General features: G+C 38.8%; 12 protein-coding genes. 10 read left to right on the top strand and 2 right to left on the bottom strand.

Annotation, left to right across the window (positions count from 1 at the left end; all coding sequences use genetic code 11):
• Positions 1 to 82: 82 nt before the first annotated feature.
• From EHS89_RS01805 to EHS89_RS01760, 10 genes are all read left to right on the top strand, one after another.
• Positions 83 to 823, top strand: a complete 741-nt coding sequence (locus EHS89_RS01805; protein WP_188885234.1) for an ABC transporter permease — start codon at positions 83 to 85, stop codon at positions 821 to 823.
• Positions 820 to 1,497, top strand: coding sequence for an ABC transporter ATP-binding protein (locus tag EHS89_RS01800; RefSeq protein ID WP_124924393.1), 678 nt, complete (start codon positions 820 to 822; stop codon positions 1,495 to 1,497). The genes EHS89_RS01805 and EHS89_RS01800 overlap by 4 nt, the downstream gene beginning before the upstream one ends.
• 261 nt (positions 1,498 to 1,758) lie before the next feature.
• Positions 1,759 to 2,649: a KpsE/RkpR family capsule polysaccharide export protein gene (locus tag EHS89_RS01795; RefSeq protein WP_308430927.1), complete on the top strand. Its 891-nt coding sequence runs from the start codon at positions 1,759 to 1,761 to the stop codon at positions 2,647 to 2,649.
• Between the two features lie 21 nt (positions 2,650 to 2,670).
• The gene (locus tag EHS89_RS01790) at positions 2,671 to 4,461 is read left to right on the top strand and encodes a glycosyltransferase (protein WP_124924391.1); all 1,791 of its coding nucleotides are present in this window, start codon (positions 2,671 to 2,673) and stop codon (positions 4,459 to 4,461) included.
• 63 nt (positions 4,462 to 4,524) lie between these two features.
• Positions 4,525 to 5,625, top strand: a complete 1,101-nt coding sequence (gene glf, locus EHS89_RS01785; RefSeq protein WP_124924390.1) for a UDP-galactopyranose mutase — start codon at positions 4,525 to 4,527, stop codon at positions 5,623 to 5,625.
• Positions 5,626 to 5,660: 35 nt separating this feature from the next.
• Positions 5,661 to 6,518, top strand: a complete 858-nt coding sequence (locus tag EHS89_RS01780; RefSeq protein WP_170167384.1) for a DUF707 domain-containing protein — start codon at positions 5,661 to 5,663, stop codon at positions 6,516 to 6,518.
• A 56-nt stretch (positions 6,519 to 6,574) separates the two neighbouring features.
• Entirely contained in the window at positions 6,575 to 7,684 is a 1,110-nt protein-coding gene (locus EHS89_RS01775; RefSeq protein WP_124924388.1) for a hypothetical protein, read from the top strand.
• Positions 7,685 to 7,749: 65 nt separating this feature from the next.
• Positions 7,750 to 8,898, top strand: coding sequence for a hypothetical protein (locus EHS89_RS01770; protein ID WP_124924387.1), 1,149 nt, complete (start codon positions 7,750 to 7,752; stop codon positions 8,896 to 8,898).
• A gap of 289 nt (positions 8,899 to 9,187) precedes the next feature.
• Entirely contained in the window at positions 9,188 to 9,949 is a 762-nt protein-coding gene (locus EHS89_RS01765) for an SDR family NAD(P)-dependent oxidoreductase (protein WP_124924386.1), read from the top strand.
• 2 nt (positions 9,950 to 9,951) lie between these two features.
• Positions 9,952 to 10,602 carry a GNAT family N-acetyltransferase gene (locus EHS89_RS01760; RefSeq protein WP_170167383.1) on the top strand — a complete coding sequence of 217 codons (651 nt, stop codon included), beginning with the start codon at positions 9,952 to 9,954 and terminating at the stop codon, positions 10,600 to 10,602.
• Positions 10,603 to 10,622: 20 nt separating this feature from the next.
• On the opposite strand, the gene EHS89_RS01755 is transcribed toward EHS89_RS01760, so the two are convergent.
• Positions 10,623 to 11,900, bottom strand: a complete 1,278-nt coding sequence (locus EHS89_RS01755; RefSeq protein WP_124924384.1) for a capsule biosynthesis protein — start codon at positions 11,898 to 11,900, stop codon at positions 10,623 to 10,625.
• Positions 11,901 to 11,903: 3 nt separating this feature from the next.
• Positions 11,904 to 13,169 (bottom strand): capsule biosynthesis protein, encoded by a 1,266-nt coding sequence (locus EHS89_RS01750; protein ID WP_124924383.1) that lies wholly within the window; start codon positions 13,167 to 13,169, stop codon positions 11,904 to 11,906.
• Between the last annotated feature and the right edge of the window lie 23 nt (positions 13,170 to 13,192).

The raw sequence follows: 13,192 nt of genomic DNA, 5'->3' as shown, positions 1-13,192 counted from the left end.
TGATTTATCTCATTAGGATAAAAAAATTGGTGGGATTTTGATTCGAACTCCCTGGCAAGTCACACGTAGTGCATGGTATGCCATGTTTATGCGAGAGGCGGTTGCCAGAACCATGGCCGATCGAATGGCATGGTTCTGGATGCTGGCTGAGCCAATTGCTATGGTTTTAATTATGATCGCGGTGAGAACAATTGCGATGGGAAAGGGAAAGATTGTCCCTGGTGCTGAATTTGTTCCATGGTTGGTTGTGGGTTTATTTGGTTTTACGTTATTTCGTGAAAATATGATGCGGGCCCTGGGGGCGGTGTCAGCAAATAACAGTCTGTTTGCCTATCGTCAGATTAAACCTGTTGATACCGTTCTTGTTCGCTGCTATCTGGAAGGCATGTTAAAGAGCTTCATCTTTTTAGTCTTTATATTTGGTGGAATTTTATTAGAAATTGATATGCTTCCGGCTGATCCCTTGATGGCTCTTTTTGCCTGGTTTTCGCTCTGGATGTTAGGAGCGGGGCTAGGACTGACTTTTTCAGTGCTTAGTAGTTTGATAGCTGAAGTTGAAAGGGTTGTGAAAATAACTACCACACCTTTGTTGCTGATTTCCGGTGTGATATTTCCACTAAATTTCATCCCGCAAAATCTACTGCCTTACGTATTAGTAAATCCGATAGTACATGGAATTGAAGTACTACGGTCTGCTTTTTTTCCTGCTTATCGATTGTTGCCCGGTGTAGATTTGTTATATCTCTGGTTCTGGGCGCTGGCGTTTATCACAACCGGATTACTGCTGCATATTCGCTTTGAAGCTCGGGTGAAAGTGAAATGATCAGTATTCAAAATTTGTATAAACGTTACCATAATCATCATGGTAGTGACTGGGTGTTGAAAGATATCAATATTGATATTCCTTCAAATGTAAGTGTGGGACTGGTCGGCCCGAATGGTGCGGGTAAATCAACACTTCTGAAACTGATTGCGGGTATGGATGAGCCTGACAAGGGCAAAATTATCAGAGATTGCCGGGTTTCCTGGCCAATTGGTCTGAGAGGAGGCCTCAAAGGCTCAATGACTGGCCGTCAGAATGTTAAGTTTGTTGCTCGTCTGCATTTTGGTCAGGCTGATGAAACGATGGATGAAATTATCAGGAGCGTTGAAGAGTTTGCTGAGATCGGCTCTGCTTTTGATGAACCAGTAAGAACTTATTCATCGGGTATGCGTTCAAGGTTGGGATTCGGCCTGTCACTGGCATTTAACTTCGATGTGTACCTTTCTGATGAGGCAACATCTGTGGGTGATCGTAGGTTCAAACGTAAAGCTCAGCAAGTTTTCAAGGAACGGGTCGGTCAGTCCAGTTTGATTATTGTGTCCCACTCTGAGGGTATACTAAAGGACCTTTGTCAAGCGGGTATCTGGCTTGATAATGGCAAGGCACATTGGTTTGATGATATCGAAGACGCAATTAGTGCATACCATGCAAGTAGTAACTTTGCTCCTAAGTAAAAGGAAAGAGAATGGCTCAGTTTAAGATCAGTTGTTTATCAAGTGCGGGGCTCGTATAAGCAAATGAAAGCATTGTTTAATAAGCATCCAGGTTGGTTTATATGTGTTATTAGTATAGCGCTCGTGAGTTTTTACTGGACAGTAATAGCCAGTGACCGGTATGTATCTCAGAGTAATGTGGTACTCGAAAGCCCTCAGTTGGCAGCCCCAACACTAAATTTTCAGTCCTTTCTCTCTGGAGGAGGAGCTGGAAGCAGTGATATGTTGTTACTACGTGACTACCTGTTATCCGTTGACATGATGAATAAACTCGAAGAAGAGTTGGATTTCAGAGCTCACTACTCTAAAGATTCGATTGATCTGGTCAGTCGATTAAGTTCAGCGGACGTTAGTCTTGAAGAATTACATGAGTATTATCTTAAGCGTATTCAGGTTGAGCTGGATGAGTATGCCCAGGTACTTCGTATAAAGGTTGAGGCATTTTCACCTGAAATGGCTTATTCCATATCCAATTTTTTGTTAAGCCAGGGGGAGGCGCATATGAACAGTATGGGGCAGCGTCTGGCTCAAGAGCAGGTTAGTTTTTTACAACTGCAGGTTTCAGAGTTGAGTTCAGAGTTTGATATAGCACAGCAAGCCCTGATCAACTACCAGAATGAACAGGGCCTGGTTTCTCCAACGGGAACTGTCGAAAGTCTGAGTGGGGTTGTAGCAAATCTCGAAGGAGAGCTGTCTGGCCTTAAAATTAAAAAAGCGTCATTGTTAAGTTTTCAGAGTAAGACATCCCCTGAAATGGTTAGGGTGCAGAGTCAGATAGATGCTCTTAGTGATCAGATAGCTGCTGAACAGCAACGAATGGCAAAACAATCAGGCAATGCTTTAAACGTTTTATCGATTCAGTATCAGGTATTAGAGCTCAAAGCACGTTTTGCACAAGAAAGTTATTCGGCAGCTTTAGTTGCTCTTGAAGGAACCCGTATTGAGGCGGCCAGAAAACTGAAGCAGGTATCAGTTTTACAGCAACCGACCTATCCAGAGTACGCTATAGAGCCTCGAAGACTCTATAACACAACGGTTTTCGCAATTATTATGATTTTTCTCAGTTTGATAATGCAAATGCTGATACTGATAATTAAAGATCATCGGGATTGATCGATCTTATAAGGTGGTGAAGTGGAAGTTCTATATAGTGTTCCAGTGAATGTGGATGGTGACTTTGAAACACTGTCCTATTCCTTTAACAAAAAAAAATTTGGACCCTCTCCCTATTACAATGGCTCAAAACTAATCGTTTCAAAAGGAACGTTAGTTAAATTTGATAGCCTCTTTGCTTCATTTTTTGAATCTGTATGGTTGAAGCATACAAGCGTTAAAAATATATCCATTAGGGTAAAAGTAAAGGGTGAATGTGAAGTATCTATCTTTAGAAAGAGAGCCTCTTCAGCAAGGGAGCTAATTAATAAGTGTTCCTCTGATGATAATGAACTTATTGATTTTAAATATTGCTTAGATCAATGTGAATCGACGTTTGATTCCCGCCTATGGGTTGAAATTAAGGCTATTGATGATATTGAAATAGAGTCGTTAGAATGGTGTTGTCTTGATGGGGTTGAAAATAAAAACGTTTCAATTGGGGTATGCTTTGCTACGTACAACAGAGTTGAGTATTTAGATAAAGTAGTTCGTTCTATTATTGAAAATGATATTTCAAAATCTGCTGTAGAAAAAATAATAATTGTTAATCAGGGGGACGACTTTAAGGGCGAAGAGTCTTTTTATTCTTTTCTTGATAATAATAATGGATTAATAAATGTCGTTAATCAGGAAAACTTAGGCGGCTGTGGTGGTTTTACAAGAGGTATTCATGAACTTTTAAGTATTAAGAAAATATCTCATGTTCTCTTATGTGATGACGATATAATGTTTGAGCCCTATAGCCTTGAGCGTCTGTTTGGTTTTTTGAAATATTCAACTGAAGATATTGCCGTTGGCGGGCAGATGCTTGATATTTTAAAGCCTTCAGTTTTATATGAAAATGGGGCTGTATTAAAGGAAAAGACATTAACCCCGAAACCGATTGATCATAATATTAGTATGTCAGAGGTTGATTCCTTGGACATACTGAATGTGCAGAAAAAGCTTGATTATAATGGGTGGTGGTATTTTTGTGTTTCAAGAAAATCGGTAGAAAAAGTAAAATACCCTATGCCATGTTTTATTCGTGGTGATGATATTGAGTACGGGGTTAGATTAAATAGAGCGGGGATTGAAACGGTTGTTATACCGGGGCTAGTTGTCTGGCATGAACCGTTTTATTTAAAGCTTGATGGTTGGCAGTATTATTATGAAGTAAAGAATCGCTTGGTTTTGAGATCAATTCATTATGCTGAAAGAAACATAAAAGATGAACTGTCAAGTTTGACTGCGATCTTCTTAAGGGACTTATTAACTTGTAGATACCATTCAGCTCAGTTATGCATAAAAGCGATAGAAGATTATTTGGCTGGGTCGGAGGAAACGCTGACTTGTGACCCAGGAAAATTGGCTGATATTCGAAATATTGTAAGGGATTTTGGCCCCAAGTCTATTGATAATAATACGTCGCCTTTACAGAAAGAAACACATTTTAATTCTTTGATTGGGAACTGTCCTACTATTCTTGTATGGGTCTTAGCATTTGTTAGGAATATGTTTTCATTTAAAACTAAAAATAGTAAATACGTTGATGCTCGTGATGTAACAATTGGAAAAGTTATGTTTATGGATGAGTTTGTTGTAAAGCAGAGAGACGGTCTTACTTTTGTTAAGTTTTCAAGGTCAAGAAAACAGTTTTTTTCCATGTTGTTCAGATTCATTAAAGCTTATATCTCTTTAAAGAATAATTACCCTTCTCTTAAGAGCAAGTATCAGTCGGACTATAAGGATTTGATTAAGCCCGAATATTGGATAAGTAGGTATTTTTAATGTTTATGATTAAGAGATTTTTTCTTGTTCCTGCGTTGATGAAATTTGGAGTTATATAAAGAAATGAACAAAAATATCGCCATGGCTGGAGCGGGTCTTTCGTGTGCTGTTATCGCAAGAGGGCTGGCCGAAAAAGGACATAAGGTTACTATATATGAGAAACGAGATCATATAGCAGGAAACTGTCATACTGAGCGGGATAAAAATACGGATGTAATGGTTCATGTATATGGGCCCCATATATTTCATACGGATGATTCTGAAGTTTGGGACTATGTTAATCGCTTCATGGATTTCAAGCCTTATGTGAACCGTGTAAAAGCGACGACAGGGGGGAGGGTCTTTTCATTACCAATTAATTTACACACAATTAATCAGTTTTTTAATAAGACGCTCTCACCATCTGAAGCTGAGGAGTTTATTGCACAGCAGGCTGATACTAGTATCGTTGATCCAAAGAGTTTTGAAGAGCAGGGCATGCGTCTGTTAGGTACTGAGTTGTACAAAGCTTTTTTTCATGGATATACACTAAAGCAGTGGGGTGTAAATCCTAAAGAACTTCCGGCAAGTATCCTGAAACGTTTGCCTGTTCGTTTCAATTACAACGATAATTATTTCTTTCATCAATACCAGGGAATGCCTTCAGAGGGTTATACAGAAATGGTGGAGAATATTCTCTCCCATCCTGATATACAGGTTAAACTAAATAGTGAATTTTCATCTTCTATGGTGGAACGCTTTGATCATGTTTTTTATTCAGGGCCTGTTGATGGGTACTATGATTATGATCTTGGTCATTTACCGTATCGGACATTAGATTTTGAAAAGTCTGAAGAGAGTGGTGACTTTCAGGGTTGTGCGGTTATGAATTATTGTGATGAGTCTGTACCTTTTACCAGGATTACAGAACATAAGCATTTCTCTCCTTGGGAAACACACAGTAAGTCAATTTGTTATAAAGAATACAGTAGAAACTGTGAGCCTGGAGATATTCCTTATTACCCGATAACAGTCGTAGGTGGAAATGATCTGCTGGAGCAGTACTTGGCGAGAACCAGAAATGAAAAAAACATTACATTCGTAGGACGCCTGGGGACATATAAATATATGGATATGGATGTAACAATACGATCAGCATTAGATGTGCTTGAAAAATGGAATTAATTATTTAATTTTCTGCATAGATATTAGGTAACAATTTGGAAAAGAAAGGATTAGTGCTAGTTCGTACAGGGTGTGATCATCATATTCAAAATTGGTTGACTCATCCAAGGAATCTTAGGTCTTGGGATTTAGCTATAAGCCGCTATCAGGATATAGCTTTTCCAGATAAACACCATATTGATTATCTTCATTATTTTAAAGGTGGAAAGTGGGATGGTATATTTAATTTCTTTTCAGATAATCCTACTTTAATTGAAAAGTATGAATATTTCTGGCTTGTCGATGATGATATAGAATGTGATGTTTTGCATATTGATAAACTATTTAGCTATGTAGCAAAAAATAAGTTTGAGCTATCTCAGCCGGCTTTAACGCTAGATAGTTACTATTCTCATAAACTAACACTACAATGTCCCGGATTCAGGCACCGTCATGTAAGCATGGTTGAGATCATGGCGCCTATTTTATCTAAGGAGCAGCTGAAAAAATCATTGCCATATTTCGAAAACACTAAAAGTGGTTGTGGTATTGACTGGTTGTGGCATAAGTTTGTTACAGAGAAGTATAAAAAGATATCGATAATCGACGAGTTAGCAGTCTGTCATAGCCGTCCTCTTGGGCAGCATCTTAAGAAGGAAATGAAAAAGGTAGGCAAAAGTTCAGTTCGAGAGCGTGAACAGCTGATGTCTGAATGTTCCTTTGGTAGGCATCATATGATTGTCTATTCGGGCGTACTGTCTTCAGGTAAAAAAATTAGAAATAGGTTTTCTGCTTCATTTTATGTATTGTTTTTTTATTTAAAAAACAGGAAGTTGTTTTTGAATGGTGAGTTCTCTTTTTATGATTATATGAAGATTATATATAATCAGTTCTTTTGTAAGATTTATTGGTAAGAGATGGTTGTTAGGTTGGCGGTTTATTCTTAATTCTATTTTGGTTGAGGTTTGTTTTGAGAAAAGTAAAGGTTTATGTTCACTTAGGTATGCCAAAAACTGGTACTAGTGCTTTGCAAAGTTTACTTTATCATAATAGAAATAAGCTTAAGAAATGTGGGTTTTATTATCCAGATTTTGGACAAAAACAGCATTATCCTTTTGTTAGAGCACTTTCTGAGGAGGCTGGATCTCCGTCTGTTTTTCCAGGTGGTGGGGACCAATTATCTGTATCTGGTTTCGTTAAAAAAATCAAAAGGGATATAAAAAAGTTCAAAATCCATACAGTTATTTTAAGTTCTGAGTTTTTCTTTGATTATGCAGGATTGACACCCGATAGAGATGATCGTGCGATAGGTCAGGCTTTACCTTTTTTTAAGAACGTTGCTCAGATCATTAATAATAATTTTCATGATTTTGATGTTCAAATTGTTACTTGGTTAAGGCGTCAGGATGACTGGTTAATGTCAATGTATAATAATGTAGTTAAAGCGCATAACTTTAGAAATACATTCGATCACTTTGAGCGAAAGCAAGTTGCCCCATTTTATGGTTCAATTCTCTCTCAGTGGGGTGATGTTTTTGGTGATGATAATATAAATGTGTTTGTTTATCAGAAAGGAAAGCCAGAGTTTAATGTTATTTCTACCTTTTTGAATTTTATTGATGGCCCTATTGTCGATGACCTTGAACAACCAGAAAAGAATGTTCGTGAAGGTAATATAGGGTTGCCACGAGACCTAATGATTATAAAGAGAGAGTTTAATCGTGGTTTAAGCTTACCTGCCCCGAAAGTTCGCGCTCAGCTTGAAGATCATTTCTTTACACTAGCAGACCAACCTCGCTTTAAAAATTTTGATCAACCTTTATTATCTCCACAAAAGAGATTGTCTATTATTGAGTTTTTTAATGAAGAAAATCAGATCGTAGTTGATAGGTTTATGAAAGATCGTTCAGGTCGTGATTTGTTTGAGTACTCTTCGGAAGAGTTTAATGACTGGAAAGGACTTAATGGAATAGATCCTGTGGCAATGAACTCTGTCTATGCAGGCATAATTACTATGCTAATGAAGAAAATAAATTATCTTGAAGGTGAGATTTTAGATATTAAGTCTAAAAGATTTTGATTGTTGTTTTATGTTTAACTTAAGTTTCCCTGCATTTTTTATTCTTTGTAATTAGGTTGGTATATATGGGTAAGTTATATTTGCATATAGGTTGTCATAAAACGGGAACCACATCAATTCAACGTGCTTTGTTTACTCACAAGGAGCTGCTATCTTCACATGGCTATAGTTATTTTACTATCAGTCCGGAAGGGACAAGTGTAAGAAACTGCTCTAGCTGGATTAAATTTTCTAAAAAAAACTTTGAGAATTTTGGAACCGGGAAGATAAAGCAGTTATCCCAATTAGTGAATCAGCTCACTAAGCTTTCCGGGGATGTTATCATGTCTGGTGAGGCTTTCTCCTGGCTAATGGATCCACAGGATATTATGGATCTTGCAGAGGCTTGTAAACCTCATTTTTCCCAGGTTGTCATTATTATATATATCAGGCGGCAAGATAAATTAGTAATTTCTCATTATCAACAGGGTTCTAAGAAAAAGAATTACCCAGCCAGTTTTTATTATTCCTCGAGCTATAAGGCTTTACCATCTGATTGGGATCAGTATGACGATTATCTCAATTATAATCAGAAGATTTCTTATTGGGAGAATGCTTTTGGTAAGGATAACATTGCTATCCGTTTGTTTGACAAGGGTGAATTAGTAGGTGGGGACGCGGTTATAGATTTCTTTTCTTTTTTAGGTATAAACGAAGATGTTGATACTTCACAGGTTAATACTTCTCATGGTTTTGAAAAAACTAAAGTTGGTCACCTTATTAATCACAGTTTACCTAAAGGAGATCTTGAAAAGTTACTTAGACGGAATTCTAATAACGACGGAAAATTACTACCTTCTTCTAGCGATGCACAAAACTTTTATTCCCGCTTTAAAGAGTCCAATAAATTATTAAATTTACGTTACAACCTTTCGTCAGACAGTGAGCATATTTTTGGTGATGATTTTTCCTCTTATCCCGATGAACCTGGAGATGTATGGGATGAGGTAAGTGCGAATAGAGCGATTACAAATATATTTAAAGCGATTGAACCACTCTCTAATCTTAAATGTGATGACCTGCTGGATGCTGCAACGTATTTCGAAAAAACTGACCCTGAAAAAGCACATCGATTACAACAAGCAGGTAATGCACTAAAGTCGTCAAATAAGAAGCATAGCCCTCTATATAATAAACTGTTCACAGGGGTTAGAAAGATTAAACGACTCATTTGAGATAAAAATTAAATAAAATTTATATATTCAAGAGATTCTAAAGTTTTTAGGTTTATGATGTGATTTTTGTGTGTGTGAATAAAGATTTAGCTTTTTAGAATCACTCTTTTGTATTGCCTGATCTGACTATTTTACGGCTTAAGAATTTTAAAGCTAAATAAAAGTGTTAGATTGTAAGCAGAGGAGAGCCGAAATGAGATCGTCGGCTAATATGGCTTAATACGTTTTTGTTGAATATAAGTGTTTATAGTGCTTTGGAGTGAAATCAAATGTATAACAGGGCAGGCCTGTGACAAAAATATTGATTACCGGTGCTACTGGGGCAATCGGAAGTGCACTAGCCCTTAGCTATGCCTGTGACGGTGTTGTATTGCATCTACATGGCCGCCGTAAGGAAGCCTTAGATGCTTTGGCGCAAAGGTGCAAGGATCTGGGAGCTTCTGTGTTTTGTCATAGCTGTGATCTACTTGATACTGATGCTATGTCTCTTTGGTTAGCCGAGCTTGATTCGTTATATCCGATAGATCTTTTCTTTGCCAATGCCGGTATCAATATTAATACGGGTGCTAAATCAGAAGGTGAAAACCCCAAAGAGATAGAGCAGTTATTAGGCCTTAATGTCAAAAGCACATTGTTAATGTCAGATCAGTTGGCGAAGGCTATGCGTAAGCGTAAGCGAGGACAGATTGTATTAGTAAGTTCTTTAGCGGCTTATTTCGGTTTGCCTGTTACTCCTAGTTATAGTGCCAGTAAAGCAGCTATTAAGGCTTATGGTGAAGGGTTGAGAGGCTGGTTGGCAGATACTGGTGTGGGGGTTACAGTAGTGATGCCGGGTTATGTGAAATCTGATATGTGTGACGCAATGCCGGGTCCTAAACCTTTTCTTCTGTCTGCGGATAAGGCTGCTACTCTTATCAAACAAGGTGTTAAGAAAAACAGGGCAAAGGTCAGTTTTCCTTTTCCCTTAAATCTGGGGACATGGTTTTTGATGGTTTTACCTTCAACAATTTCGCATAGAATTTTAAAATTACTTAACTACACCGGGAAATGAGAATGAGCCATAGAGAGGATTATTCTGAATGCGGTAATACCCCGGTTAAAGCAATTGAAGTACATGGAAGGGCATATCACTTTTCTCTTTTTAATTCTGATTATAAGCCTGTTCCCGATGAAATTGAGCAAGTTTCTGTTGGCAAAGCAACGTTGCGTTTTTTTATGGGGAGTGATGAGATCCAAAAAAAATTTTTTGCAAAAGTAATCAGGTGGGATCGCTTTGTCGGAGTTCGGTGTGCCGATAAGCTGGTTGGCTATGCAGCAATTTATAGGGATGGCGTTGGCCCCTATGATGCGGGATTAAAAGATTTTATTGCTGAATTTGGTATGCTCTCTGGTAGTTTTAAGTTTGGTTTATATCGTTTGTTTGAGATGCGATACAGTCGTTCTGAGTGTTATCTTTTTAAATTATATGTGTCTGAAGAATATCGAGGAAAAGGGTTAGGTGAAAGCTTGATCGACTTTTTATTTGGTGAGCTAAAACTTCGAGGTCTGGGCAGTTTAGATCTTGAAGTTTATCAAAAAAATGAAAAAGCGATCAGGTTCTATGAGCGGCTGGGTTTTGTCACGTATAAAATATTTAGTATCCCCCTGGTCGGCAGGTTTTTCCCAGACTCTGTGGTCTTTAAAATGCGAAAGGATATTAAGTAAAGATTTTAAATTCTCACTATTCAATTTTTCCAGTCTGCTTTCTTTAATCTGGGTGCATGATCCAGATAGGCTCCGGGTTGACTGACTCTGTTTTCAACAATGCGCAGACAAATATTCCTGCTTCCATGTTCAATCGCGCTATCACCATACAGAGCACCTTTTACCTGGGTCGCATTTAGCAGAAGTTTAATCAGCGCATCTACATAGCGATGCTGAGGCTGTTCTGGGGAGTGCCAGAATGAACTCAGGTCTCCCTGGTGTGTTAGTTTTGGCATGCTGTATAGTGCGGGTGCCAGAGTTTTAACCGGGATATAATGCTGCAGGGCTTCGATTCCGGCGGTGCTATTGACGGTTACCATACCCTGAGAGGCCGCTGTTGCTAGATCCAGACTGCCACCGTCAATGTATATTATCCGGTCATAAATACCCAGCTTGCTGGCCTTTGCCAAGGTATGTTGCTTAAGCTTGTCTAACCCATTATCAGAAGGATGTTGCTTAATTAGTAGCTTCATACCTTCGGGTGCAGACTTGGCAAAGTTGTTCAATACCAGTTCAATTGCTTCCCGCATAGAGGGGAAGGGCGAATGAGCCCTGATTTGAAAGTCACCGCTTAGTTGTAATGGAAAGACAACGAAGCGCTCATTGTTATTGATCAGCTCGTTAATACAGCTAGTTGCATATTTGTTTCGTTTTTTTTCATTAAGCAGTCTGGGTATCCATCGAGGGTACTCAAGTAATGGGAAATGTGGTGTATGGCGGATAAAGTGAGGATAGGTAAACCAAAAAATGCAGTTTATAAGGTTATAGGAGGCATCAAAGAGTGCTTTGATCCAGAATGGATGTCTGAATGGTTCCGGGTTTTCTATTTCAGGTAACTGACTGGCTGTTTTCAAAATTTGTTCGGGGTCATCAGGAAAATGAGAATTCAGTCCTAGTCCATCTTTTTCCAAACTCAGCCAACCCGGCCTGATCAGGCCAAGTTCAGTGACGATTACCTGAATATTAAGTTGCCGGGCTTCAGTAATAGCATGTTTGTGATACCAGCGTGAGTCGCCATGTAACACTAGATCTGTAATGTCGTGTTGTTTCATATAGTCAGCGATAAAGCCCGGCCATTCTTCTCGTGAGCGACGATAGCTGATAGATTCAGGGCCATGCCAATGGAGCCAGTCTCCCAGGGAGAGATTGATCCGATGGACTCTGACACCCTCACTCTTTAGCTGATTTCCAATATGCTTGTAGAGCATTGATAGGGGGCCCTGAAGAAACAGAACTGCACGGTTTTTCGTCTTGCTCATAGACTATTTATGCTCCATGCGCGGGGGCGTTGTGACGAACGCATTTGGTTGATTAACCTGACTGTTAATAAGCTTGTCACAAATCAGTTTAATGGCTAGTGTTCTTCCTCTTTTAGAATAAAAGCTTCCCTGAACTTGTATGCTTACAGCGGCAAGGCGGACAAAGCTATCGATCAGTTCTGGGTCAGGCTTTTCCGGATTAATGAAAAAATCATTAAGGTTTTGTTGACTGGTAAGCCCTGGAATATCATACATGGCATACCCCAGATTAATGACGGGGATCTCTTTTAGTACACCGTGTACACCGACTGTACTGTTTATTGTAATAATTCCGTTACAGCGCTTAATTATCTTATTCAGATTGCCGCCATCAATAAACAGGACTTTGTCCTCAATTCCTGATTGCTGTGCCAGGGTTGATATAATTTTACTCCACTCTTCTATACCGTTGTCGAGAGGGTGGATCTTGAATAATAACTTGTGGCCGGTTGGTGCACTGATACTAAATGCTTTGATCGCCATAGCGATAGCTTCAGACTGATGATCAAAAGGAGAGTTTTCTCTGAGCTGATAATCATTTTGCATCTGCAATGGAAAGATAAAAAAGCCACTATTCTCTTTATATAACTGCTCGGTAATTTGTTCTGCTATAAGGTTGTTCTTGGATTCCCTGAACAAGCGGGGAATGTAATGGAGGTACTCAAATAAAGGGTTGTACACTTTATCGGACTGATATTTACGAAAAAACAGCAGATCAAAAAAGTTTGTCAGATTAAAGAAAACCTCATGAAATGCTTCTTTCCAGAAAGGGTGCCCCAGATTTTTTTCGGCGACAGGCATTGGGTATTTTTTTCCTTCAGAGAGGATATATTCCGGGTCTGATGGAAAATGTGACAGCCTAGACATTCCATTATGTTCAAGAGTGATCCAGTGCGGGCGCAGATAACCATTTTCATAGGTTATCGCATTGATGTTGTTATCACCTGCGACTTTAATAGCTTCCCGGTGGTAGGGAAATCTGTCAGCGTAATACAGAATATCTGTAACCTGATGCTGCTTAATGAATTGATTAAGAAAAGAAGGCCAGTCAGCCAGACTACCCATATAATTGGTAGTGTCTTTGCCATTCCAGTAGAACCAGTCACCCAGGCAGAGATTAATCCTGTAGCACTTTGCGCCACGTTTTTTTAGTTCTTGTCCCAGTAACTTACTGAAGCTTGAAGGTGGACCTTGTAATAATAAAAATACTTTATTAATGCTAGCTGACAATTTAGTCTTCCTGACTGATGCTG

Source organism: Amphritea balenae (assembly GCF_003858655.1).
Classification (GTDB): domain Bacteria; phylum Pseudomonadota; class Gammaproteobacteria; order Pseudomonadales; family Balneatricaceae; genus Amphritea; species Amphritea balenae.
This window is presented reverse-complemented; position numbering and strand designations above follow the sequence as displayed.

Excerpts from the sequence above, each read along its gene's own strand:
- EHS89_RS01770 (WP_124924387.1), top strand. The coding sequence starts at position 7,750 with ATGGGTAAGTTATATTTGCATATAGGTTGTCATAAAACGGGAACCACA.
- glf (WP_124924390.1), top strand. The coding sequence starts at position 4,525 with ATGAACAAAAATATCGCCATGGCTGGAGCGGGTCTTTCGTGTGCTGTT.
- EHS89_RS01800 (WP_124924393.1), top strand. The coding sequence starts at position 820 with ATGATCAGTATTCAAAATTTGTATAAACGTTACCATAATCATCATGGT.
- EHS89_RS01760 (WP_170167383.1), top strand. The coding sequence starts at position 9,952 with ATGAGCCATAGAGAGGATTATTCTGAATGCGGTAATACCCCGGTTAAA.
- EHS89_RS01795 (WP_308430927.1), top strand. The coding sequence starts at position 1,759 with ATGTTGTTACTACGTGACTACCTGTTATCCGTTGACATGATGAATAAA.
- EHS89_RS01805 (WP_188885234.1), top strand. The coding sequence starts at position 83 with ATGTTTATGCGAGAGGCGGTTGCCAGAACCATGGCCGATCGAATGGCA.
- EHS89_RS01755 (WP_124924384.1), bottom strand. The coding sequence starts at position 11,900 with ATGAGCAAGACGAAAAACCGTGCAGTTCTGTTTCTTCAGGGCCCCCTA.